Genomic DNA, 24,630 nt, shown 5'->3' with positions numbered 1-24,630 from the left:
GGGTGCCCTGAGAAGAGCCCTGGACGGGCTGCGACCTTCGCCACAGTCGTGGCCCGCCCGGGCCGCGCACTAGGCTCCCTCGGGTGGCGGTACTGGAGGGCGCGCGGCGCAGCACGCAGCGCAGGATTCGGACTCTCGGGCGCCGGGCCCTCGGACTCGATGCGCCCGCCGCCGATCACACCATCGCGGTGCTGCACCGCGACGAATCCGAGGTCCCCGAGCTCGACCGCAAGGAGGTCGTCCAGCTCGACCGGATCCGGCTGCTCGGCGCGACAGGCACCGTCCTGATGGCGATCAGCGCCCTGGGCATCGGCGCGCAGCCGGTGCAGCAGAATCCCACCTCCGGTATGCGGGTGCTGGGGATCTTCGCCCGTGCGCACACCGGCTCGCTGGCGATGTGCATGATCGGCGCGGTCGCCGTGGTGCTGGCCTGGCTGCTGCTCGGTCGCTTCGCCATCGGAAATTTCGGCGGCACGCCCCGGCATCGGCTGACCCGTTCGCAGATGGATCGCACGCTGCTGCTGTGGATCATCCCACTCAGCGTCGCCCCGCCGCTGTTCAGCAACGACGTCTACTCGTACCTGGCGCAGAGCGAGATCGCGGCGCGCGGCATCGACCCGTACAAGGAGGGCCCGGTCGCGGGACTGGGCATCGACAACGTCCTGACCAACAACGTGCCCACGATCTGGCGCGACACCCCGGCTCCGTACGGGCCGCTGTTCCTGTGGATGGGCCGCGGCATCGCCGAGCTGACCGGCGACAACATCATCCTCGGCGTGTGGGTGCATCGGGTGCTGGCGCTGGCGGGCGTGGCGCTGATCGTCTGGGCGCTGCCGCGGCTGTCGGTGCGCTGCGGGGTCGCCCCGGTCGCCGCGCTGTGGCTGGGCGCGGCCAATCCACTGGTGCTGTTCCATCTGGTCGGCGGCGTGCACAACGACGCGTTGATGATCGGGCTGATGCTGGCCGGCCTCGAGTTCGCGCTGCGCGGAATCGAGGATTGCGCCACCTTCGACGGGCGTGCCTATGCGTGGTTGATCGGCGGCGCGCTGACCATCGCGCTCTCCTCATCGATCAAGATCACCTCGATCATCGCGATGGGATTCGTCGGTATGGCCCTGGCCAGACGCTGGGGCGGAGGTCTGCGCGCGCTGCTCACCTCGGCGGCGCTGCTGGGGGCGATCGCGCTGGGGGCGACCTTGTTCGTCAGCGCGGTCAGCGGGCTGGGCTTCGGTTGGGTCCACACGCTCAACACGGCCAGCGCGGTGCGCAGCTGGATGTCGTTGCCGACCGCGATCGGCGTGATCACCGGATTCGGCGGCGTCCTGCTCGGACTCGGCGACCACACAACCGCCCTGCTGAGCATCACCCGGCCGATCGCGGCCACAGTCGCGGCGTTCATCACGGTGCGGATGCTGGTGGCGACCTGGACCGGGCGCCTGCACCCGGTCGGCGCGCTCGGCGTCTCGCTCGGCGCGATCGTGCTGCTGTTCCCGGTGGTGCAGCCCTGGTACCTGCTGTGGGCCATCGTGCCGCTGGCGGCCTGGGCCACCCGGCCGGTGTTCCGCCTGCCCGCGGTGGCGCTGTCCGCGGTGGTCAGCGTGTTGCAGATGCCGCGCGGAGCCGATCTCGAGGTGTTCCAGATCGTGGGCGCGGCGATCGCCACCGTGGTGGTGTGCGTGCTGTTCATCGTGCTCACGCGCAATTCCCTGCCATGGCGAGCGCCCACGGGGGTGTCGGCTCGGTCACAGCCGAGCACGGCTTACGGTGTCTCATCGTGAACGCAGCCACCGGACCCGCCGTGTGCGTCGAGGACGTCGTCAAGCGTTACGGCGACACGACCGCCGTCGACGGGATCGGTTTCGAGGTCCAGCAGGCCCAGGTGCTGGCGTTGCTCGGCCCCAACGGCGCGGGCAAGACGACCACCGTGGAGATGTGCGAGGGTTTCGTGCGCCCCGACGCGGGCCGGGTGCGCGTACTCGGCCTGGATCCGATCGCCGATTCCGAGCGGTTGCGGCCGCGAATAGGCGTGATGTTGCAGGGCGGCGGCGCCTATCCGGGCTCGCGGGCCGGGGAGATGCTCGATCTGGTCGCCTCCTATTCCGCGAACCCGCTCGACCCGGACTGGCTGCTTGGTGTGCTCGGTCTGCGCGACAACCGCAAGACCCCCTACCGGCGGCTGTCCGGCGGTCAACAGCAGCGCCTGGCCCTGGCTTGCGCGCTGGTCGGCCGCCCGGAGATCGTCTTCCTCGACGAGCCCACCGCGGGCCTGGACGCCCAGGCGCGGCTGATCGTCTGGGAACTCATCGACGCGCTCCGGCGCGACGGGGTCAGCGTGGTGCTGACCACGCACATGATGGACGAGGCCGAGCAACTCGCCGATCAGCTGGTCATCATCGACCACGGCCGCATCGTCGCCTCCGGCACGCCTGCCGAGGTGACCGCGCACGGCGCCGCCGGGCAACTGCGCTTCACCGCGCCGCCCAAGCTGGATCTGGATCTGTTGCGCAGCGCGCTGCCCGAAGGCTTCACCCCGCGTGAGACCACGCCGGGCTGCTATCTGCTCGAAGGTGAGATCGACCCGCAGGTGCTCGCGACGGTGACCTCCTGGTGCGCCCGGATGAACGTCCTGGCCACCGACATCAGGATCGACCAGCGCCGCCTCGAGGACGTCTTCCTGGAACTGACCGGACGGGACCTGCGCGGATGACCCAGCACGAGCCGACCCCGAATCGCTTCGCCGCGGGCACCTTCGCGCCCGATCCCCAGCCGAGCACCCGCGCCGCCATGCTCACCGCGCAGACCCGCCTGGAACTGAAGCTGTTGCTGCGCAACGGCGAGCAACTGCTGCTGACCATGCTCATCCCGATCACCCTGCTGGTCGGGATGGCGCTGCTGCCCTTCGGCGAGGTGGCCGACACCAGGATCGACACGATCGTGCCCGCGGTGATGATGGTCGCGGTGATGTCGACCGCGTTCACCGGGCAGGCCATCGCCGTCGGCTTCGACCGCCGCTACGGCGCGCTGAAAAGGCTCGGCGCCACGGCCTTGCCGCGCTGGGGGATCATCGCGGGCAAATGCGCGGCGGTGCTCATCGTCGTCGTGCTGCAAGCGGTCCTGCTGGGTCTGATCGGGGTCGCCTTGGGCTGGCGGCCCGAACTCGGCGGACTCGCGCTGGGCGCGGTGATCATCGCGCTCGGCACCGCGATGTTCGTGGCGATGGGACTGCTGCTCGGCGGCACCCTCAAGGCCGAAATCGTGCTGGCCCTGGCCAATATCCTGTGGTTCGTGATGCTCGGCATCGCCAGCATCGTCTTCGCCGCCGACGACCTGCCCGCCGCGGTGAACATCCTGGTGCGGCTGGTGCCCTCGGGCGCGCTCGCCGAGACGCTCGAGCAGGCGCTGGCCGGCGCGGTGGATCTGTTCGGCGTCACGGTGCTGCTGGTCTGGGGGCTGGTCTCCGGCGCACTGGCCGCGCGCTGGTTCCGCTTCGAATGACGCCGGCCGCGTGCGTGCCACACCTTCGTAACGACGCGATGTAGTAGACCGGGTGCGAGCGTGTGCGCGCCGGTGGCTACCATCGTCGAGTGCTGTATCGCGCCTTCCTGGGACTCGTCGACAAGCTCCCGTTGCCCTCGCTGCGAGCGCAACGGCTGATCGCCCTCGCGGTGATCCTCAGCCAGGCCGGAATCTCGGTGACCGGCGCGGTTGTGCGCGTCACCGCCTCCGGGCTGGGCTGCCCGACCTGGCCGCAGTGCTTCCCCGGGTCGTTCACCCCGATCGGAGTCGGCGAGGTCGCCGTCATCCACCAAGCCGTGGAGTTCGGCAACCGTTTGCTGACCTTCCTGGTCACCCTCTTCGCCGCGCTGGTGGTGCTCGCGGTGACCAGGGCTCGCCGCAGGCGCTCGGTGCTGGTGTACGCGTGGCTGATGCCGGGCGGCACCGTCGTGCAGGCGATCATCGGCGGCATCACCGTGCTCAGCGGTCTGCTGTGGTGGACCGTCGCGGTGCACCTGCTGGCTTCGATGGTGATGGTCTGGCTGGCGGTCGTGCTCTACGCCGAGATCGGCGAACCCGACGATGCCGACCCGGTGGCCCACGTGCCCGCCCCCCTGCGCCTGCTCACCGCGCTCAGCGGTGTCGCGCTGTCGGCGGTGTTGATCTCCGGCACCTTCGTGACCGGGGCCGGGCCGCACGCGGGCGACAAGAGCATCGACAAGCCCGTGGAACGGCTCGAGGTAGAGATCGTCACCCTCGTCCACTTGCATTCCCAGCTGCTCGTCGGCTATCTGGCGCTGTTGATCGGCCTGAGCTTCGGCCTGTTCGCGGTCGGCATCACCCGCGCGATCCGCACCCGGCTGTTCGTGGTGCTCGGCCTGGTCTGCGCGCAAGCGCTCATCGGCGTCGTCCAGTACTTCACCGATGTGCCCGAAGTGCTGGTCATCATGCACGTCGGCGGCGCGGCCGCGTGCACCGCCGCCACCGCCGCACTGTGGGCCTCGCTGCGCACCCGCCAACGGGTGGACGCGCCGGTCGCGGGCGATCAGGCGGTGTCGCCGGTCTGACCGCCCGGCGACGGACCGTCCACCACCACCGAATAGCCCGCGGCGCGCAGCACGCGGGCCAGCAGTTCCATCTCCACCGAGGTGCCGATACAGCCGACCGTGCGCACCTCCGTGACCTTCGATTTCACCTCGAACAGCCCGCCGCCGTCGTAGCGGCGCAGCAGGCCGAGCAGGAGAGCGTCGTCGTCGAAGGGACCGCCCGCCACCCGTAACCTGCTGGGGCCGTGCGCGGCCAGCAGCGCCGAGCGTACGTAGTCGTCGGGGCCGTCCGAGCAGGTGGCCCAACCGTTCCCGCAGGTCGCGCACCGGCTCTCGATCTCCGAGCGCAATCGCCCCTCGATGATGGCCTCACGCACCGCACAGCGCATGACGCCCCCGCATCGGTCGCAGATCGTGCCCGCCACCACCGATTCACTGCTCACTCGCCGTGCCATCCCGCGCTCGATCATCTCGACGCGTGCCGACCGGTTTTCTCCGTACAGCCGCGTAGGCAGCACGCTAACCCGAGGGGCGGCGGACCGACAAGGAATGCGACACTCGCCGTGCAAGACTCACCGCGAACAGGCGAAACAGTGGCTATCTCGCTCGCGGTGGGCTGTCTCGTGGTGGGTGGTCTCGTGGTGGGTTATTTCTCGTTGCGCGCCTTGGGGAAGCGCTTCTGCTTGGCCACCCAGCCCGCCATCCGCGACCAGTGTCCCGACCGGGGCGTCACGACCGAGGTCAGCTCACGGTCCCAGCCCTCGCCGAGAGTCAGGCCGTCGACGATCTCGACGAGCTTGTGGGCGGTGGCCTCGTCGGCGACGACCCGGTCGCCGAGCACGCCATCGGCGCCGACGAGAGTGACCCGGACGCCGGCTCGGCCGATGTACTGCAGCACGGCCGTGGCCGATCCACCGTGATCGGCGACGAAGCCCTTGACCGATTTCACCACGGAGCCGGGCACTTCTACGCGGGCAGGGGCGGTATCAACGCTCATGCGGTGGAGTTTACCGATCGGTAGGACACATCCGGCGGCCGACCTGTCCGGTTCGCCGCGTCCGCGCCGGAGTAGAACTGGACCCATGCGCGCCATTCAGGTTTCCGAACACGGCGGACCCGAAGTCCTCGTCGCCACCGAACTGCCAGAACCCGCGATCGGCCCGGATCAGGTGCTGGTCGACACACAGGCGATCGGCATCAACTTCATCGACACCTACATCCGCACCGGCATCTACGCCCAGGACGTTCCCTATGTACCCGGCTCCGAGGCCACCGGCGTGGTGACCGCCGTGGGTTCACAGGTGCGTGATCTCGCCGTGGGTGATCGGATCGCCTGGTCGGCCGGACCGGGCAGCTACGCGGAGAAGGTGGCGGTGCCCGCGGCGGTGGCCGTTCCGGTGCCCGAGGGCGTCGCCGCGCCGGTGGCGGCTTCGGCCCTGCTGCAAGGCATGACGGCGCATTATCTGATCGAGTCGGTCTACAAGCCGGAGCCGGGCGAGACGGTGCTGGTACACGCCGGAGCCGGCGGGGTCGGCCTCCTCCTCACCCAGCTCGCGGTCGCGCGCGGCGTTCGTGTCATCACCACGGTCTCCTCCGACGAGAAGGAGACGCTCTCGCGGGACGCGGGGGCCGCGGAGGTGCTGCGCTACGGCCCGAACCTGGCCGAGCGGGTACGCGAGCTGACCCAGGGCGTCGGGGTGGCCGCGGTGTACGACGGCGTCGGTAAGGACACCTTCGACGCCAGCCTGGACTCGCTGCGGGTTCGCGGCACGCTCGCCCTGTTCGGCGCGGCCAGCGGCCCGGTGCCGCCGGTGGATCCGCAGCGGCTCAACGCGGGCGGCTCGCTGTACCTCACCCGCCCGAGCCTGGTGCACTTCACCCGCGACCGCGCGGAACTGCTGTGGCGGGCAGGCGCGATCTTCGACGCGATCGCCGACGGCACGCTGCACATCCGCATCGGCGCGACCTATCCCCTCGCCGAGGCCGAGCGCGCGCACCGCGACCTCGAAGGCCGCAAGACCACCGGATCCATCGTGCTGATTCCCTGATCGGAAGCCCTGCGAGCACCCCACCGACAGCGAACGGCCTCCCCGAGCGCAGGGCCGGGGAGGCCGTCGAGTTCGGAAGGAGGCAGGCTCAGGAGAAGAGGCTGCCGATGGTGTCCCAGCCGAGCACCGAGTCGACCGCCAAGCCGCAGAACACCACGGCCAGGTAGTTGTTCGACTGCAGGAACAGCCGCAACGGCTTGACCGACTCGCCACGGCGCACACCGGAGTACAGCTGGTGAGCCATCAGCAGGAACCACGCGCCCGCCACCACGGCGACCGCGGTGTAGATCACGCCGGTCGCGGGGACCAGGACGAGCGTGGCGAGCACGGTGGCCCAGGTGTAGATCACGATCTGCTTGGTGACCGTCTGCTCGGAGGCCACCACCGGCAGCATCGGCACGCCCGCCGCGCGGTAGTCCTCTTTGTAGCGCATCGCCAGTGCCCAGGTGTGCGGCGGCGTCCAGAAGAAGATGACCGCGAACAGCGCGACCGCGGGCCAGCCGATGGTCCCGGTGACCGCCGACCAGCCGACGAGGGCGGGCATGCACCCGGCCGCGCCGCCCCACACCACGTTCTGCGAGGTACGACGCTTGAGGCCGAGGGTGTAGACGAAGACGTAGAACAGGATCGTCACGACCACCAACGCGCCGCTGAGCAGGTTCGCCTGCCACCACAGCCACGCGAAGGAAGCGACTCCGAGCACCAGGCCGAAGACGAAGGCGTTGCGCGTCGGCACCGCTTCCCTGGCCAGCGGCCGCTTGGCGGTGCGCTTCATGACCTTGTCGATGTCGGCGTCGGCCACGCAGTTGAGGGTGTTGGCGCTCGCCGCGCCCATCCAGCCGCCGAACAGGGTGACCAGGATGAGCCGGATGTCGACCTCGCCGCGATCGGCGAGCAGCATCGTCGGGATGGTGGCGACCAACAGCAGTTCGATGACGCGCGGCTTGGTCAGCGCGATGTAGGCCAGTACCCGGCGGATCGCCCGTGGTCCGAGACCGTCGCCGGTGAATCGGTCGGCGAGCACCGTCGCGGACGAGCCGTGCGCACCATCGCCGCCACCACCGGGCTGTTGACCGATCCGCACTGTCACTCCTCGCACGCTGTGCATCCCATCCGGCTGCATTCCATCCGGCAATGAACAAGCAGCCCGCTCGTATCTCGCTGTTCACGGACGCACAACCCGTGTGGCGCGGCTACTACTACAGAGGATGGTAGACCCTGCCGGGGTCCGGGCCGCCTCGAGCCCTGCCTCCGCCCCGTTCGGACAGGCCGCCACCAGTTAGGGTGTGGTGGTAATTCGCCTTTTCCCGCCGTGCCGAGACCACATGTCAGGAGAATCCCGGTCGTGTCAGTGACAGACGACATCCGCGCCCTCACTCAGCCGAACCACCCGGACGACTGGACCGACCTCGACACCAAGGCCGTCGACACGGTCCGCGTCCTCGCCGCCGACGCCGTGCAGCAGGCGGGTAACGGTCACCCCGGCACCGCGATGAGCCTCGCGCCGCTGGCCTACACCCTCTACCAGCGGGTGCTGCGCCACGACCCGAGCGATCCGAGCTGGGTGGGCCGCGACCGGTTCGTCCTCTCCTGCGGTCACTCCAGCCTCACCCAGTACATCCAGCTGTACCTGGCCGGCTTCGGTCTCGAGCTCGACGACCTGAAGAACCTGCGCAAGTGGGGCTCGCTGACCCCGGGCCACCCGGAGTTCCGGCACACCGACGGCGTGGAGATCACCACCGGCCCGCTCGGCCAGGGCCTGGCCTCCGCGGTCGGCATGGCGATGGGCGCGCGCCGCGAGCGCGGCCTGTTCGATCCGCACGCCGCGCCGGGCGCCAGCCCGTTCGACCACCACATCTACGTGATCGCCTCCGACGGCGACCTGCAGGAGGGCGTGACCGCCGAGGCGTCCTCGCTGGCGGGCACCCAGCAGCTGGGCAATCTGATCGTCTTCTACGACGACAACAAGATCTCCATCGAGGACGACACCACCATCGCCTTCACCGAGGACGTGGCCGCGCGCTACGAGGCCTACGGCTGGCACGTGCAGACCGTCATGGGCGGCGAGGACGTCGCCGCGATCGAGGCGGCGGTGGATGCGGCCAAGGCCGTCACCGACAAGCCGTCGATCATCGTGCTGCGCACCATCATCGGCTACCCGGCCCCGAACAAGATGAACACCGGTTCCTCGCACGGCGCCGCGCTGGGCGCCGACGAGGTCGCCGCCACCAAGAAGGTGCTCGGCTTCGACCCCGAGCAGAGCTTCGAGGTCGACGAGGCGGTCATCGCGCACACCCGCAAGGCGATCGAGCGCGGCGCTGCGGCGCACAAGGCCTGGCAGGAGCGGTTCGACGCGTGGGCCGCGGCCAACCCGGAGAACAAGGCGCTGTTCGACCGGCTCGCCGAGCGCAAGCTGCCCGCGGGCTGGGCCGACGCGCTGCCGGTGCACGATCCCGACCCGAAGGGCATGGCCACCCGCAAGGCCTCCGGCAAGGTGCTGGCCGCGCTGGCGCCGCTGCTGCCCGAGCTGTGGGGCGGCTCGGCCGACCTGGCCGAGTCCAACAACACGACCATGCCCGGCCAGCCGAGCTTCGGCCCCGAGGCCATCTCCACCGGCATGTGGAAGGCCGAGCCGTTCGGCCGCACCCTGCACTTCGGTGTGCGCGAGCACGCGATGGGCGCGATCCTCAACGGCATCGCCCTGCACGGCCCGACCCGCCCGTACGGCGGCACCTTCCTGGTGTTCAGCGACTACATGCGCCCGGCCGTGCGTCTGGCCGCGCTGATGCGGGTGCCCGCGATCTACGTCTGGACCCACGATTCCATCGGTCTGGGCGAGGACGGCCCGACGCACCAGCCGATCGAGCACCTGGCCGCGCTGCGCGCCATCCCCGGTCTGAACGTGGTGCGCCCCGGCGACGCCAACGAGACCACCTACGCCTGGCGCACCATCCTCGAGCGCGACTCGGCCGAGCACACCTCGCACTTCTCGGTTTCCGAGCCGCCGCACCAGGACGGCCCGTCGGCGCTGGCGCTGACCCGCCAGGATCTGCCGATCCTGGAAGGCACCAGCTACGAGGGCGTGGCCAAGGGCGGTTACGTGCTGGCCGAGGCCTCGACCGGCACCCCGCAGCTGATCCTGATCGCCACCGGTTCGGAGCTGCAGATGGCCGTGGCCGCGCGCACTACGCTGGAGGCGCAGGGCATCGGTACCCGCGTGGTCTCGATGCCGTGCGTGGAATGGTTCGACGCGCAGGACAAGGCCTACCGCGACGAGGTGCTGCCGCCCGCGGTCCGCGCCCGTGTCGTGGTCGAAGCCGGTATCGCGATGCCGTGGCACCGGTTCGCCGGTGACGCGGGTGAGATCGTCTCGATCGAGCACTTCGGCGCCTCGGCCGACTACCAGACCCTGTTCCGCGAGTTCGGCCTGACCGAGGAAGCCGTCGTTGCCGCCGCGCAGCGCACGCTGGAGAACGTGAAGGGATAGCAAGCGCTATGGCACAGAACGAGAACATCGCGGCCCTGGCCGCGGCCGGAGTATCGGTCTGGCTGGACGATCTATCGCGCGATCGCATCCGGACGGGCAATCTCGCCGAGCTGATCGAGACCCGCGGCGTGGTCGGCGTGACCACCAACCCGACGATCTTCCAGGGCGCGCTCAGCCAGGGTCACGCCTACGACGAGCAGCTGAGGGAACTGGCCGCCGCGGGCGCGGACGCCGACGCGGCCATCCGCACCATCACCACCGACGACGTCCGTGAGGCCTGTGACGTGCTCGCCGGGGTCTTCCAGGCGACCGGCGGCAAGGACGGGCGGGTCTCCATCGAGGTCGACCCGCGCTTCGCCTTCGACGCGGACAAGACCGTCGCGCAGGCGATCGATCTGTGGAAGACCGTCGACCGGCCCAACCTGTTCATCAAGATCCCGGCCACCGAGGAGGGCCTGCCCGCCATCACCTCGGTGATCGCGGAGGGCATCAGCGTCAACGTCACGCTGATCTTCTCGGTGCGGCGCTACCGCTCGGTGATGGGCGCCTACCTCGACGGCCTGCGCAAGGCCCGTACCGCCGGACACGACCTGGGCAAGATCCACTCGGTCGCCTCGTTCTTCGTCTCCCGAGTGGATTCCGAGATCGACAAGCGGCTCGAGGCGATCGGCACCGACGAGGCGCTGGCGCTGCGCGGCAAGGCGGGCGTGGCCAACGCCCGGCTCGCCTACGCCGAGTACCAGGATGTGTTCGACGGCGGCGCGCACACCTCCACCTACCAGCACCTGGCGTCCTCGGGTGGATTGCGCCAGCGCCCGCTGTGGGCCTCGACCGGCGTGAAGAACCCGGATTACTCGGACACCCTCTACGTCACCGAGCTGGTCGCGCCGAACACGGTCAACACCTTGCCGGAGAAGACCCTCGAAGCGGTGGCCGATCACGGCGAGATCCGCGGCGACACCGTCAGCGGCACCGCCGCCGAGGCCGCCGAGGTGTTCGAGCGGTTGCGCGCGGTCGGCATCGACATCGACGACGTGTTCGCGCTGCTCGAGCGCGAAGGCGTGGAGAAGTTCGAGAAGTCCTGGGAGGAACTGCTGTCCGCCACCGCGCAGGAGCTGCGCGCGGCCGGTACCGAGAGCTGAGCGTGGCGGGGTCGGCTTCCGCGCGGGCCAAGGCCTGGCGCAATCCGCTGCGTGACGAACGGGACAAGCGGGTGCCGCGGATCGCGGGCCCGTGCGGCCTGGTGATCTTCGGCGTCACGGGTGACCTCTCGCGCCGGAAACTGATGCCCGCCATCTACGACCTGGCGAACCGGGGGTTGCTTCCCCCCGGTTTCGCCCTGGTCGGTTTCGCGCGACGCGACTACGCGGACGAGGACTTCGCGCAGGTGGTACTCGAGGCCGTCAAGGCGAACGCCCGCACCCCCTTCCGGCAGGAGGTCTGGGACCACCTCTCGGAGGGGATCCGGTTCGTGCAGGGCTCGTTCGACGACGACGCCGCCTTCGCCAACCTCGCCCAGACGCTCGCGCAACTGGACAAGGAACGCGGCACCGGCGGCAATCACGCCTTCTATCTGTCGATTCCGCCGGACATGTTCCCGCTGGTGCTCGATCAGCTCTCCGAGCACCAGCTGGCGGGACCGATCGGCCGCGATGCCACCGGACGCGAGCCCTGGCGCCGGGTGGTGATCGAGAAACCCTTCGGCCACGATCTCGACAGCGCGGTCGAGCTCAACACGCTGGTCAACCGGGTGTTCCCGGAGGAGACCGTGTTCCGGATCGACCACTATCTCGGCAAGGAGACGGTGCAGAACATCCTGGCGCTGCGCTTCGCCAACCAGTTGTTCGACCCGATCTGGAACGCCAACTACGTCGACCACGTGCAGATCACCATGGCCGAGGACATCGGCCTCGGCGGGCGCGCGGGCTACTACGACGGCATCGGCGCGGCGCGCGATGTCATCCAGAACCATCTGCTGCAACTGCTGGCGCTGACGGCGATGGAAGAGCCGATCAGCTTCGAGCCGAAGCAGTTGCAGGCCGAGAAGATCAAGGTGCTCAGCGCCACCAAACTGGTGGAACCGCTCGACGAGACGACCGCGCGCGGTCAGTACGCGGCGGGCTGGCAGGGCGGCGAGCAGGTGATCGGCCTGCTCGACGAGGAGGGTTTCGACCCGAACTCGACCACCGAGACCTACGCCGCGATCACCCTCGAGGTCGACACCAGGCGCTGGGCGGGCGTGCCGTTCTACCTGCGCACCGGAAAACGCCTGGGCCGCCGGGTCACCGAGATCGCGGTGGTGTTCAAGCGCGCGCCGCATCTGCCCTTCGACCAGACCATGACCGAGGAACTGGGGCAGAACGCACTGGTCATCCGGGTGCAGCCGGACGAGGGCATCACCATGCGATTCGGCTCCAAGGTGCCGGGCTCGAGCATGGAGGTGCGTGACGTCAATATGGATTTCAGTTACGGCGAGGCGTTCACCGAATCATCCCCCGAGGCCTACGAACGCCTGATCCTCGACGTGCTGCTCGGGGTGCCTTCGCTGTTCCCGGTGAACGCGGAGGTCGAATTGTCCTGGAGCATCCTGGATCCGGTGCTCGAACGCTGGGCCGCCGACGGCGCGCCCGAGCCGTACGAGGCGGGCACCTGGGGTCCGGCCTCGGCCGACGAGATGCTCGCGCGCACCGGGCGGGAATGGCGGCGTCCATGATCATCGACATGCCCGACACCACGACCGGCGCGGTCACCAAGCGGCTGGTGCAGTTGCGGGAGAGCAACGGCGTCATCACCATGGGCCGGGTGCTCACCCTGGTGGTGTGCACGCTGGACAGTTCCGAGGCCGAGGACGCCATCGACGCCGCCAACGACGCCAGCCGCGAACACCCCTGTCGCGTCGTGGTTCTCGCGCGCGGCGACCGCGACGCGGCGACCAAGCTCGACGCCCAGATCCGGGTCGGCGGCGACGCGGGCGCGGCCGAGGTGATCGTGCTGCGACTGACCGGCGAACTGGTCAGCCACGAGAGCAGCGTGGTGGTGCCGTTCCTGTTGCCCGACACCCCGGTGGTGGCGTGGTGGCCGCGCGGCGCGCCGGAGTTCCCGTCCCGGGATTCGGTGGGCAGGCTGGCCATCCGCCGCATCACCGACGCCACCTATTCCCCCGATCCGCAGGCCAGCATTCGCGGCAGGCGCGCCTCCTACGCGCCCGGCGACACCGATCTGGCCTGGAGCCGGATCACGTACTGGCGGGCGCTGCTGGCCGCGTCGCTGGACGAACCGCCCTACGAGCCGGTCGAATCGGTGACCATCTCCGGTCTGCGCGAGGAGCCGGCGCTGGACATGCTGGCCGGTTGGCTGGCCTCGCGCCTGGACTGCCCCGTCCGGCGGCGGACCGGAGCGCTGGAGGTGCGGCTGCACCGCCCCAGCGTCTCCATCGGCATCACCCGCCCGCAGACCGGGCGTACCGCCACACTGACCCGCTCCGGCGACCCCGATCAGCGGATCGCTCTGGCCCGCAGGGAAACTCGTGACTGCCTCGCCGAGGATCTGCGCCGCCTCGACGCGGACGAGATCTATCGAGAGGCGCTCGCCGGAATGGAGAAGGTGATCTATGAGTGAGACACCCGCCGGCCGTTACGCCGACCAGAAACGTCGCGTCGCGGCAGGTTTCCCCGCGGACACCGTGCAGGTGCACCCCGGCACCGAAGCGCTGGTGAACGCCGCGGCCCGCCGCTTCGTGGAAGTGGTGGTCGCCGCTCAGGCCGCACGGGGCTCCGCCTCGGTGGTGCTGACCGGCGGCGGCACCGGCATCGGCTTGCTCGAGCAGGTGCGCAGAGAGCCCGGCGAGATCGACTGGTCGAAGCTGGAAATCTTCTGGGGTGACGAGCGTTTCGTGCCCGCGGGCGACCCGGAGCGCAACGCGCGGCAAGCCCGCGAGGCTTTGCTCGATCACGTGCCCGTCGATCCGCACCGGGTGCACGCGGTGGCGCCCAGCGACGGCGAGTATCCCGATCCGGTCGAGGCCGCCGCGGAGTACTCGGCGGCGGTGCACGCCCACCTCGCAGAGCACGGGGCCTTCGATCTGCACCTGCTGGGCATGGGCGGCGAGGGTCACGTGAACTCGCTGTTCCCCCATACCGACGCGGTGCGCGAAGAGCACGAACTCGTCGTCGCGGTGACCGATTCCCCCAAGCCGCCCGCGGTGCGGGTGACGCTGACGCTGCCCGCGGTGCGCAAGGCTCGCCATGTGGTGCTGGTGGTCGGCGGTGCGGCCAAGGCCGAGGCGGTCGCGGCGGCGCTGAACGGCGCGGACCCGGTCGACATCCCGGCCGCGGGCGCGCGCGGCGCCGAATCCACCACCTGGTTGTTGGACGAGGAGGCCGCGACCGCGGTGCGCTGATCCCGGCGCACGGCGACGGCATGTTCGCGGCCGGGATCTCGCCGAGCGGAACCGACCCCGTCGCACTGCCGGAGTACTCGTCGCTCGCGCGATCCAGGACGGGCACTGTTCGGGCTCGACAGCGAGACCGGTTCGGCCGCCGGTCCCTTCGGGTATCAGACGATCCGGGAGGTGTGGCCGATGAGCAGCCCTGATTCGGCCGGGGCGGCGCTGGACGAGGCGTTCCGGTCCGCCGTCGCCGCGCTCACGCCCGCACCTGCGGCGTTCCCGCCGGGATACACCGCGGGTGAGCTGTGGGAGCTGTTCGAGGCGCAGGTGGCCAGCAGGCACCTCGACCTGACCGCCCGCAGGCTCGGTGCGGCGCGTCGCGGCTTCTACAGCATCGGCTCCTCGGGCCACGAGGGCAATGTGGCGCTGGCCGCCGCGACCCGACCGACCGATCCGGCATTGCTGCACTACCGATCCGGTGCGTTCTTCACTCACCGCGCCCGCCGGGCCGGAGTCGCCGACCCCATCCGCGACGTGCTGCTCGGCGTCGTCGCGGCCGCCGCCGACCCGATCTCCGGCGGCAGACACAAAGTGTTCGGCAGTGCGGCCGCCCACGTCATTCCGCAGACCTCCACCATCGCCTCACACCTACCTCGCGCGGTCGGCGCGGCCTTCGCCCTCGACCGCGCCCACCGCGCCGGAGTCGACATTCCCTGGCCCGCCGACGCCGTCGTGCTGTGCACCTTCGGCGACGCCTCCGCCAACCACTCCACCGCCGTCGGCGCGATCAATGCCGCCGTGCACACCGCCTACCAGGGCGTACCCATGCCGATCCTGTTCGTCTGCGAGGACAACGGCCTCGGCATCAGCGTCCCCACTCCCCCGGGCTGGATCCAGCACGCCTACGGTTCCCGTCCCGGCCTGCACTACCTCACCGCCGACGCCTGCGACCTCCGCGCCGCCCTGGCCGCCTGCACCGCCGCCGTCGACCACGTCCGTGCCCACCGCGCCCCGGTCTTCCTGCACCTGCGCACCGTTCGCTTGCTGGGCCACGCCGGCTCGGACCTGGAATCCGCCTACCGCCGTCCCGCCGACATCGCCGCCGATCTGCGCCGCGACCCGCTCCTCGCCACCGCCCGCCTGCTCGCCGACACCGGCGCCGCCGATCCCCACGCCCTGCTCGACCGCTACGACACGATCGCCGCCCGCGTCACTCGCACTGCCGAATCCGTATGCGCCGAACCGAAACTCGATTCCGCCTCGGCTGTGATCGCACCACTCGCTGCTGCCCGCCCCGACGCCGTTCGCACCGACGTCCTGCGCGGGAGCACGACCATGCCGGGCACGCCGAGTCGTTCCGGTCACGGCGGCCACCCGGCGGGCCTCTCCGACGGTCCCCTGAGTTCGGACCGGCCGAGCACCCCGAGTAGCAGCGCAGGCAGCCTCGGCCGCACCGCCGGCGCCGGCATGGCCGACAGTCACGGCGGGCACGACGACCCCCCGGTCACCCTCGCACAGGCGATCAATTCGACGCTCGCGTCTCTGATGGAACGCGACCGCGATGTGCTCGTCTTCGGTGAGGACGTGGGCCGCAAGGGCGGCGTGTACGGGGTGACCAAAGGGCTGCGGGCGCGGTTCGGCCCGCGCCGGGTCTTCGACACGATCCTCGACGAGCAGAGCGTCCTCGGTACAGCGCTGGGCGCGGGCCCGGCGGGATTCGTGCCGATACCGGAGATCCAGTACCTCGCCTACCTGCACAATGCCGCCGATCAATTACGCGGGGAGGCGGCGACTCTCGGGTTCTTCTCCGCGGGCGGCTACCGCAACCCGATGGTGGTACGCATCGCGGGACTGGCCTACCAGAAGGGCTTCGGCGGCCACTTCCACAACGACAATTCGCTCGCCGCCCTGCGCGACATCCCCGGCCTGGTGCTCGCGGTACCCGCCCGCGCCGACGACGCCGCCGGTCTGCTGCGCACCTGTGTGTCGGCCGCACGGGTGGACGGCAGGGTGTGTGTGCTGATCGAGCCGATCGCGCTCTATCACACCCGCGATCTGTTCCCCGGCGACGGCGCGTGGGCCGCGCACGCGAACGCACCCGAGCACGTCGAGATCGGCCGCGCCCGCTGTTACGGCGAAGGGACCGACCTGACCATCGTCACCTTCGGCAACGGCGTGCCCATGAGTCTGCGTGCCGCCTCGCGACTCGCCCACGACGGAATCCGTGCCCGAATCCTGGACCTGCGCTGGCTGGCCCCGCTGCCGGTCGACGATCTGCTACATCACGCCGCGGCGACCGGCCGCGTCCTCGTCGCCGACGAAACACGTCGCAACGGAGGTGTTTCCGAGGCGATCTGCACCGCCCTCGTCGACGCCGGGCACCGGGGCGCGCTCGCCCGGGTCACCTCCGAGGACAGCTTCGTCCCGCTCGGACCGGCGGCGGCGACGGTTCTGCTCGACGAGGACACGATCGTGGATGCCGCGCGGGCGCTGGGCCGCGCATGACCGCCGCGCGCCCTACTCGACCGGGTCGAACTGACCGGTTCCCGAGAGCACCGTGGTGAGCAGTCGCACCAGTTCGGCCTGGCGATGCGTGCCGGACTTGTCGAACACGTGCTGCAGATGCGTGCGGGCGGTGTTCACCGACACCGCCAGATCCTCGGCGATCGCGCGCAACCCCTTGCCGCGCAGCGCCACCGCGGCAACCCGCGCCTCCGCGCCGGTCAGGCCGTAGAGCTGGCGCAGTGCTTCGCAACCGCCGCTGACCTCCCGCTCCGGGTCGACGATGACGACGAGGGCCGCGCGCTCGCCGTCGCGCACGCACGCGGGTTCCAGCGGCAGTACCGAGAGGGCGTAGGGGGCTTCACCGCCGCGCCGAGGTACCAGGCGGCGACCGCCGACTCGGGGCCCGACCGGGCGCGTCGCGGCGGTGATCAGCGCACGCAGTCCCGCGGCGGCGACACTGTCGGTCGACTCGAGGTGGCCGCGGCGACCGACCGCGAGGCCGTCGCCGGCCGCGAAGATGGCCGCCGCCGCCGGATTCGCGTAGCCGATCGTCCCGCCGCCGGTCACGATGACCACACCGTGCCGGTAGCGGTCCAACACCGCCGCGACGGCACCGTGCGCCGCATCCGCCTCGGCCAGCCGGGCCTGCACTGTGAGTGCGTGCCGCAGGTGCGGAAGCAGCAGCCGCATCGTCGCCGTGGCATGCGCGCGATCGAGATCGCGATGGCGGTACGGATAGGCGCCGAGCCAAGCGCTCCGATCGCCGTCGGCGAGCACGGTGAGCATGCCGTCGCCCAGCCGGTGCGGCGCCATCCAGTCGCTGAAAAACCGGTGCCTGCGCAGATAACCGGGCCCCAACAGTTCCTCGCAGGTGGTGATCAGGCCGGCCGGTGCGCGGGCGAGCGCGGTCGCGATCGGGTCGATGCGCCAGTAGCGGGCGTTGTAGCTACGACGCAGATCGTCGGCTCCGTCCGAACATGCCGTCATCGTCCGGCAATTCGCTGCGGTGACGACCAATCCGCCCCGATCGGCGCCCAGCGCCTCGACGACATCGTCCACCGCTCGCGACCACTCGGCGGGATACAGCGCGGCGCGCTCGATTCGCGCCACGATCTCGGAGAACCTCTCGACTGTCATCGTCATGTGAATGACCTTCGACTTCCTCCGGCCCGGAAGGACCAAGATCTCTCCCGCGCCACGGTGCGCCGCTCCAGTGCGCCTCTGCCCGAAATTATAGCTCCTGCCTATGACTTCGGATCTCGGGGGAGGTCGGCGGGCGATCGGTCGGTGGCGCAGCCGGATCCGTTCCGCTCACGTTGAAAGCCGATGCGCCGGCACACATTCGGCAGCCCACGAGAAGCCTTCGTCCTCATCGGTTCGGATGAGGACTTCGCGTACCGAGTCCTGTTCTACTCGAGGAGCGATCGCACGCACATCCGCCGGCGACGGTGTTCTCCCGGAGGGCCCCGATCTGCTCGCCCCCCTGCCGCAGCCGGCCGGGACAGCAGGCCCGACCGATGGAGGTTCCCCATGCCGACCGCAGTCGATTTCGCCGCACGTCTGATAGATCCGGCCGCCATCAAGGCTGCCGGACACAGCGCCGTACTGGTCTACGTGGCCCCCAGCAGACCGGGCGCGAACTTCGGCGCCAAACCGGTGACCAGGGAGTACACCGACCGGCTGCGCGCCGCCGGGCTCGATGTCGTGTCCATCTGGCAGTTCGGCAAGCCGGGCGATGCCCGCTCGCCCTCGGACTGGACCACCGGCTTCGACGGCGGCCGCCGGATGGGGCTGCAGGCCCTGCAGATCCACGAGGCAGCGGGCGGACCCGAACACTGTCCCATCTTCTTCGCGGTGGACGAGGACATCTCCCTGCACCAGTGGAACACCGGGGCGGTCCACTTCTTCCGCGGCGTGAACGAGGCCATCGGACGCGAGCGCACCGGCGTCTACGGCTCGTCACGGGTGTGCGCCTGGGCCATCGAGGACGACGTCGTCGGCCGGTCGACCTCGGCGGGCAAACGCTGGGCCTGGCAGACCCGCGCATGGTCGGACAATCGGCTCGACACGCCCGAAGCCGTTCTGTACCAACGCGTCATCGACACCCCGGGCAATCCGGGGCCGCTCATCGACGGCAGTTCGGTCGACATCGACGACATCCTCGCCGCCGACTACGGGCAGTGGTCCATCGATCGCCGGACGCCCGTCGTGACACCTCCGGTATTCACCGAACTCGATCGGATGGGCAACTCCCGCTCGCAGCGCTGGGGCGCCCGCATCACCAATTTCCTGCTGCACACCCAGGAGGGCAACGGCACGGCGGAATCGCTGGCCGGCTACCTGAACAACCCGGCCAACGGGGTCTCCTACCACTACACGCTGCGCGAGGCGATCCTGTGCGCCGTGGTGGACACCGACTACGCCTCGTGGTCGGTGCTCGACGCCAACAGCCACACGATCAACCTCTGCTTCGCGGGCAGTCGCGCCGCCTGGTCGCGCGAACAGTGGCTGGCCGTCGAGGGCGATCTGCGGATCGCGGCGTGGGTGGCGGTGCAGGACGCGAAGAAGTACGGCTTCGCCACCGATGTCATCGCCCCGCCCTACACCAGGCGCGACGGGATCTCCGACCACAAGTACGTCACCGAATGCCTCGGCATCGGCACCCACACCGACGTGGGCTTCCACTTCCCCTGGGACGTCTTCGCCCGGCACGTCCGTGAGTTCGCCGACGGGACGGGTTCGGGGCAGGTTCCGGGCGCGATCGATGCCAAGGCGGCGGTGACACCGTGGCTCGGCCGACGGCTGGGACCGCCGGGTGAACAGACGACCCCCGACGGAGTGGGCCGCTTCGTCCGGTACGAGCACGGTCATGTGTACTGGCACCCGTCCACCGGCGCATACGCGATTCCCGAATCGCTGTTCGGTAAGTACGCCGAAACCGGCTGGGAGGCAGGGCCGCTGGGCTACCCGATCACCGATCACACGGTGCTCTACGACGGGAGCGGCGCCGAATGGGGTGAGGTGCAGGGCTTCGAGCGCGGCGCGCTCTACCACCGCACCGGAAGGCCGGTGTATCACCTGCGCGGCGCGATCAGGGAACGCTGGAACCGCAGCGGCTTCGAGAACGGGCCGCTCGGCTGGCCGGCATCCGACGAGATCCCCTTCGACGCGGGCGCCTACCAGGAATTCGAGCACGGCCGGATCTACTGGGTCCCGAAGCAGACCATCGCGCTGCGCCGGGTGGACGGCGGCGACGAGCCGCTGCCGGACACGCCCTGACGCGGGGCCGGGCATCGTATCGACCTGAACCGTGGTCGAGGGTCCAGGCTGGACCCATGACACGGTCACCGGAGACGTGCTCACTCTCGCCGACACGGGCGCCGAAGGACTCGGTGTCTTCGACACCGTGGTCGACAGCGCGTTGTTCCACGTCTTCGGCACCGTGCCCGAGGCCAGGGCCGCCTACGTGCGCGGACTGCACCGGGTGTGCGCGCCCGGAGGGCGGGTGCACATCCTGGCGCTCTCCGACGCCGAGCCGGGGTTCGGCCCGCGCATCGGCGAGTCGATCCTGCGCGACTCCTTCGTCGACGGCTGGGAATTCGAGGACCTGAGCACCACCACCTATCGAGGCAGGGTCACCGATCTCGTGGCGCGGGAGGCCGAGCGCTACCACCTGCCCACCGAGGGGCTGATCGATACCGCCGCATGGCCGGCCCGCATCCGCCGCCGTTGAGCTCCACCGGTCTCTGCAGGTCGACACATCGACCGGCACACCGCGGCCCGGCGACCGCCGGAAAACCCGAGCGGATAACGATTCGACAACGAGGCAGGCGCTTCGCAACCTGTTCGTTATCCGATAGCGATGGCACATCATCCGTAGTCACAGGTCCTGGGCTCGGCGCGTGTACGGACAGATGCATGGTTCGCTCGCAAGTGCAGCAGCGAGGGCGCCGGGATGCCTGCGCCGTCCGGCTGTGGCAGCATCCTCGTCGAGGCCGGGGTCCGAGAAATCAGGCGGGCATCGGTTGGTTGGGCCGGCGGCGGCTCCGGGTTCGCCCGGAGCCGCCCCACCGATACCGACCATCACCGCGACGGACCGGCCGACCGCCCCGTCAAGCGAGCGTGGCCTTCTCCGAGTCGTCGTTCCCGGTTCGCAGCCGCACGGCTGCCCGTTCACCGGCACTCGCCTCATCCGCGGGCGATTCGCTGTCGGGCGCGACTACGTCGGGCCGGATGCCGACCGTCACAGCGTTCCGGCCGGGCGCCCAGACACCGAGCAGGACAGCGGCCGTCAGTGTCACGACGCCGAGCGCGAGAGCGGCGTTGCCCGCACCGTGCATGAAGGCGGACTGGGCGGCGTCGACGAGTGGATCGGCCTGCGGCCCGGCCTCCTCGGCCACTTGCATGGCGGCGGCCAACGATCCTCCGACAGGTTCGCGGGCCTGCTCGGGGAGCTGCGGCAGAATCGGGGCGATCCGGTCGGTGTAGCCGGCGGCCAGCACGCTGCCCGCGATGGCGATGCCGACCGCAGCGCCCACTTCGCGAGCGGCGTCGTTGACCGCCGAGGCGACACCGTGTTTGGCGGCGGGGGTGTTGGCGATGATGGCCGCGGTGGCGGGCGGCGAACTCAACCCGAGCCCGCTGCTCATCACCAGCAGCGGCCACAGCAGGTCGGTGTAGCCGCTGTCGGGCGTGAGCCGGGACAGGCCGAGCAGCGCGATGCCGATCATGCCGACGCCGATCAGGGTCGGCAGGCGCAGCCCGAAACGCTCGGCCAGGTACGGGGCGACCATCGCCAGTGCGATCATCGGCACGACCATGGGCGTCAGCGCCACCGCCGATTTCAGCGCGCTGTAGCCGAGGAACAGCTGCATGAACTGCATGATCAGCAGGAAGGTGCCGAACGCGGCCAGGAACTGCATCCCCACGGCCACCGATCCGCTACCGAAGCCGCGCACCGCGAACAACCGCACATCCAGCAACGGACGCCGCACCCGCAGTTCGACGAACACGAAGCCGAGCCCGGCGAGTACGGCGCCCGCCAACGCGAACAGGACGAGCGGGTCGGTCCAGCCCCGGACCGGCCCCTCGATCGCGCCGACCACCAGCAGCCCCACCGCGGCCGCCGAGCACACCGCGCCGAGCGGGTCCATGGCCGGACGGGTGTCGTCGGTGGAATCGATGACCGTGCAACTTGCCACCGCCAGCACCGCGCCGGCCGCGGCCATACCGGCGAAGATCGAGAGCCAGGAGTAGAACTCCAGCAGCAGACCGGAGCCGAGGAAGCCGACCACCGCGCTCACACCGGTGACACCGGCCCAGATCGCGATAGCAGCCGAACGACGGGACTCGGGGAAGTTGGCGGTGAGCAGCGACAACGTCGAGGGCATGACCAGCGCCGCGCCGACGCCCGCGAGCGCCCTGGCGATGATCAGCCAGGTGGGCGAGTCCAGCGCCAGCGGCAGCGCGGAGGCGACCGAGAACACCACCAGCCCCAGAACGAGCACCAGCCTGCGGCCGTAGCGGTCGCCGAGCGCGCCGCACGGCAGCACCAGGCAGGCCAGCATGAGCGTGTATCCGTCGATGATCCAGGTCAGCTGCTGCTGCGTCGCGCCGGTATCGGCGGCGATCTCGGGCAGGGCGGTGTAGAGACCGGCCATCGCGGCGACGACCAGCGCCACCCCCATACAGGCGACGGTCAGCAGCCACCACTGTCTGCCGGACAACCGAACCGCGGTGGTATCCATTTCGCCTCCCCGAGAAACAGTACTATGAGTATCGTTACGCTACCAGCAGTAGCATACGGGGGCCGGTTCGCGACAGGCCCGGGGAGCGGAAAGGACAGCACCGACCATGACCACCGGCGCCGACGACACCGAGGCCGACCCGCGCACCACGCGCTCTCGCCGGCGATTGCTGGACGCGGCCGCCACCCTGCTCGAATCCGGCGGGCCGGAGGCGGTCACGATCGAGGCGGTCACCCGGCTGTCCAAGGTCGCGCGCACCACGCTGTACCGGCACTTCGCCAGCGCGAGGCAGTTGCGGGCCGCCACACTGGAGCGATTGCTGCCGCCGGCCATCGAGACCGCGCCGCCCGCCGGGTTGCGCGAGGGCCTGATCACCTCGCTCGTCCGCCAGGCCGCCATCATCGACGAAGCGCCGCTGCACATGAGCATTCTGGCCTGGCTCGCCACCGCCGACCGGGACTCCGGCGCCGACGGCGCCGCCGCCAACTCACTGCGCGCCCGGCTGATCGAGCAGTACCGCGCGCCCTTCGACCGCGTGCTCGAAACCGCGGAAGCCCAGGCCAGATTGGGCGATTTCGACCGCACCCGAGCCCTGGCGCAACTCCTGGGCCCCGTCGTCTTCGCCAAGCTCGTCGGTTTGGAGACCACCACCCCGCAGGACTGCGCCCGGCTCGTCGACGACTTCCTCACCGCCCGCGACGCCGAACGCGAGCGAGAGCGCCGGTCCTCGGCCTCGTGAGGGTGCTCTCGGTGCACAGATGCCGCGGCCTCTACCGCGCAGAGCGACAGGCTCGGCGCGATCGCCCGGATCGACGGCGGGCGGCGCGGCACGACGGGCTCGCTCAGCCCAGTTCGGCCAGATGCGCCGTGATCAGAGCGTTCACCTCGCCCGCCCGTTCGAGCGGAAGCAGATGACCCGCACCGGGCAGCGCGGTGACCGTCCGTAGTTCAGGCACGGACGCGCGCATCACTGCGAGCGGGTCACGTCCGCTGAATCCGGCCATGTCCGGATCGTTCTCGCCGTAGACGAAGTAGGTCGGCACTCGCACAACGGGGTCGAGGTCGGCGCCCAGTTCCCAGTTCCGGTCGAAATTGCGATACCAGTTGAGCCCGCCGGTGAAGCCGGTGCGCTCGAATTCGGCAACCAGGGCGTCGAACTCGGCAACCGACAGCCACGACCACGGCAGCGCGGGCGCCTGCGGAAGCACGTCGAGATATCCGCACCCGGGCGGATGACGCCAGGTGTCCAGGTAGCGGTAGTCGCCGCTGAGCGCGTAGTACACCCGGGCGAGGAATTCGCGCGGAGCGGCGTCGAGTTCGCGGTCGGCGATGCCGGGGCGCTGGAAGTAGTCCAGATGCAGGAAATGCCGTTGCGCCGCCTTGGCCCACAGTTGCGACGGCGGACGCGGCGGACGCGGCGTGTACGGATTGTTCAGCACGATCATGCCGCGCACCCGCTCCGGCGCGCGCTGGGCCAGTTCCCACAGCAGCGCGGCGCCGAAATCCAAACCGACGAAGACCGCCTGCTCGGCGTCGATGTCGTCGAGCAGCGCCAGCAGGTCGCCGATGACCGCGAGATTGGTGTAGTCCGCGGGATCGGCGGGCGCGTCGGTGCGGCCCGCGCCGCGCAGGTCGGGGGCCAGCGCCCGGTAGCCCGCGGTGGCGATCGCCGCGAGCTGCCGGTGCCAGATCAACCCGGTGTGCGGAAAGCCGTGGCAGAAGATCACCGGCCGGCCGGAGCCACGCTCGGTGACGTGCATGCGGATTCCGCCACCGGTCACGAACCAGGACGCAGGGGGTTCGGTCGCCGTCACTGTGCTCGCCTCATCGCCACCTCGTCGTCACGGAGACGCATCTTCGCGAACTCCACCTCGAAACTTAGAACACGTTCTATGTTTCACGGTAATGTCCGACA

20 protein-coding genes are annotated in these 24,630 nt (G+C 70.1%); 14 read left to right on the top strand and 6 right to left on the bottom strand.

Translation table 11 applies throughout. The features are described from left to right. Window positions 1-83: 83 nt before the first annotated feature. The 4 genes from mptB (at window position 84) to NS3_RS05845 (ending at window position 4,562) form a co-directional block, all read left to right on the top strand. On the top strand, window positions 84-1,778 hold the full coding sequence (mptB, locus tag NS3_RS05860) for a polyprenol phosphomannose-dependent alpha 1,6 mannosyltransferase MptB (RefSeq protein WP_067854810.1): 1,695 nt from the start codon (window positions 84-86) through the stop codon (window positions 1,776-1,778). Beyond that, the gene (locus NS3_RS05855; protein ID WP_067854808.1) at window positions 1,775-2,707 is read left to right on the top strand and encodes an ABC transporter ATP-binding protein; all 933 of its coding nucleotides are present in this window, start codon (window positions 1,775-1,777) and stop codon (window positions 2,705-2,707) included. Before mptB ends, NS3_RS05855 begins: the two co-directional genes overlap by 4 nt. Continuing rightward, window positions 2,704-3,495 carry an ABC transporter permease gene (locus NS3_RS05850; RefSeq protein ID WP_067854806.1) on the top strand — a complete coding sequence of 264 codons (792 nt, stop codon included), beginning with the start codon at window positions 2,704-2,706 and terminating at the stop codon, window positions 3,493-3,495. Before NS3_RS05855 ends, NS3_RS05850 begins: the two co-directional genes overlap by 4 nt. Window positions 3,496-3,584: 89 nt before the next feature. Further along, window positions 3,585-4,562, top strand: a complete 978-nt coding sequence (locus tag NS3_RS05845) for a COX15/CtaA family protein (protein ID WP_067854804.1) — start codon at window positions 3,585-3,587, stop codon at window positions 4,560-4,562. Here the strand turns inward: NS3_RS05845 and NS3_RS05840 are convergent. Further along, on the bottom strand, window positions 4,541-4,984 hold the full coding sequence (locus NS3_RS05840; protein ID WP_067854802.1) for a hypothetical protein: 444 nt from the start codon (window positions 4,982-4,984) through the stop codon (window positions 4,541-4,543). The two genes, NS3_RS05845 and NS3_RS05840, sit on opposite strands and share 22 nt — an antisense overlap. A gap of 203 nt (window positions 4,985-5,187) precedes the next feature. Then, window positions 5,188-5,538 carry a hypothetical protein gene (locus tag NS3_RS05835; RefSeq protein WP_067854801.1) on the bottom strand — a complete coding sequence of 117 codons (351 nt, stop codon included), beginning with the start codon at window positions 5,536-5,538 and terminating at the stop codon, window positions 5,188-5,190. An 85-nt stretch (window positions 5,539-5,623) separates the two neighbouring features. On the opposite strand from NS3_RS05835, the gene NS3_RS05830 reads away from it, so the two are divergent. Continuing rightward, complete coding sequence (locus tag NS3_RS05830; RefSeq protein ID WP_067854800.1) at window positions 5,624-6,589, top strand: quinone oxidoreductase family protein; 966 nt, start codon at window positions 5,624-5,626, stop codon at window positions 6,587-6,589. Window positions 6,590-6,677: 88 nt separating this feature from the next. Here the strand turns inward: NS3_RS05830 and NS3_RS05825 are convergent, their stop codons facing one another. After that, complete coding sequence (locus NS3_RS05825) at window positions 6,678-7,673, bottom strand: heme o synthase (RefSeq protein WP_067855349.1); 996 nt, start codon at window positions 7,671-7,673, stop codon at window positions 6,678-6,680. Window positions 7,674-7,934: 261 nt separating this feature from the next. On the opposite strand from NS3_RS05825, the gene tkt reads away from it, so the two are divergent. The 6 genes from tkt (at window position 7,935) to NS3_RS05795 (ending at window position 16,968) form a co-directional block, all read left to right on the top strand. Further along, the gene (gene tkt / locus NS3_RS05820) at window positions 7,935-10,076 is read left to right on the top strand and encodes a transketolase (protein WP_067854799.1); all 2,142 of its coding nucleotides are present in this window, start codon (window positions 7,935-7,937) and stop codon (window positions 10,074-10,076) included. Between the two features lie 8 nt (window positions 10,077-10,084). Further along, complete coding sequence (gene tal / locus NS3_RS05815; protein ID WP_067854794.1) at window positions 10,085-11,218, top strand: transaldolase; 1,134 nt, start codon at window positions 10,085-10,087, stop codon at window positions 11,216-11,218. A gap of 2 nt (window positions 11,219-11,220) precedes the next feature. Then, a complete protein-coding gene (gene zwf, locus NS3_RS05810; RefSeq protein WP_067854791.1) occupies window positions 11,221-12,789 on the top strand; it encodes a glucose-6-phosphate dehydrogenase in 1,569 nt (522 codons plus the stop codon). Further along, the gene (opcA, locus tag NS3_RS05805) at window positions 12,786-13,694 is read left to right on the top strand and encodes a glucose-6-phosphate dehydrogenase assembly protein OpcA (RefSeq protein ID WP_084495116.1); all 909 of its coding nucleotides are present in this window, start codon (window positions 12,786-12,788) and stop codon (window positions 13,692-13,694) included. Before zwf ends, opcA begins: the two co-directional genes overlap by 4 nt. After that, window positions 13,687-14,475 carry a 6-phosphogluconolactonase gene (pgl, locus tag NS3_RS05800; protein WP_084495083.1) on the top strand — a complete coding sequence of 263 codons (789 nt, stop codon included), beginning with the start codon at window positions 13,687-13,689 and terminating at the stop codon, window positions 14,473-14,475. The genes opcA and pgl overlap by 8 nt, the downstream gene beginning before the upstream one ends. A gap of 180 nt (window positions 14,476-14,655) precedes the next feature. Continuing rightward, window positions 14,656-16,968, top strand: a complete 2,313-nt coding sequence (locus NS3_RS05795; RefSeq protein ID WP_067854781.1) for a thiamine pyrophosphate-dependent enzyme — start codon at window positions 14,656-14,658, stop codon at window positions 16,966-16,968. A gap of 12 nt (window positions 16,969-16,980) precedes the next feature. On the opposite strand, the gene NS3_RS05790 is transcribed toward NS3_RS05795, so the two are convergent. After that, on the bottom strand, window positions 16,981-18,111 hold the full coding sequence (locus NS3_RS05790) for a helix-turn-helix transcriptional regulator (protein WP_067854778.1): 1,131 nt from the start codon (window positions 18,109-18,111) through the stop codon (window positions 16,981-16,983). A 387-nt stretch (window positions 18,112-18,498) separates the two neighbouring features. On the opposite strand from NS3_RS05790, the gene NS3_RS29925 reads away from it, so the two are divergent. Both NS3_RS29925 and NS3_RS05775 read left to right on the top strand, forming a co-directional pair. Beyond that, on the top strand, window positions 18,499-20,247 hold the full coding sequence (locus NS3_RS29925) for a glycoside hydrolase domain-containing protein (protein ID WP_245649477.1): 1,749 nt from the start codon (window positions 18,499-18,501) through the stop codon (window positions 20,245-20,247). Between the two features lie 31 nt (window positions 20,248-20,278). Then, window positions 20,279-20,701: a class I SAM-dependent methyltransferase gene (locus NS3_RS05775; RefSeq protein WP_067854775.1), complete on the top strand. Its 423-nt coding sequence runs from the start codon at window positions 20,279-20,281 to the stop codon at window positions 20,699-20,701. 379 nt (window positions 20,702-21,080) lie between these two features. Here the strand turns inward: NS3_RS05775 and NS3_RS05770 are convergent, their stop codons facing one another. Beyond that, window positions 21,081-22,715: an MFS transporter gene (locus NS3_RS05770; RefSeq protein WP_084495082.1), complete on the bottom strand. Its 1,635-nt coding sequence runs from the start codon at window positions 22,713-22,715 to the stop codon at window positions 21,081-21,083. A gap of 106 nt (window positions 22,716-22,821) precedes the next feature. On the opposite strand from NS3_RS05770, the gene NS3_RS05765 reads away from it, so the two are divergent. Beyond that, on the top strand, window positions 22,822-23,454 hold the full coding sequence (locus NS3_RS05765) for a TetR/AcrR family transcriptional regulator (protein WP_067854773.1): 633 nt from the start codon (window positions 22,822-22,824) through the stop codon (window positions 23,452-23,454). Between the two features lie 103 nt (window positions 23,455-23,557). On the opposite strand, the gene NS3_RS05760 is transcribed toward NS3_RS05765, so the two are convergent. After that, window positions 23,558-24,529 carry an alpha/beta fold hydrolase gene (locus tag NS3_RS05760; RefSeq protein WP_245649476.1) on the bottom strand — a complete coding sequence of 324 codons (972 nt, stop codon included), beginning with the start codon at window positions 24,527-24,529 and terminating at the stop codon, window positions 23,558-23,560. Window positions 24,530-24,630 lie beyond the last annotated feature (101 nt).

The sequence above is a fragment of the Nocardia shimofusensis NBRC 100134 genome, from assembly GCF_001613125.1.
Taxonomy (GTDB): domain Bacteria; phylum Actinomycetota; class Actinomycetes; order Mycobacteriales; family Mycobacteriaceae; genus Nocardia; species Nocardia shimofusensis.
This window is presented reverse-complemented; position numbering and strand designations above follow the sequence as displayed.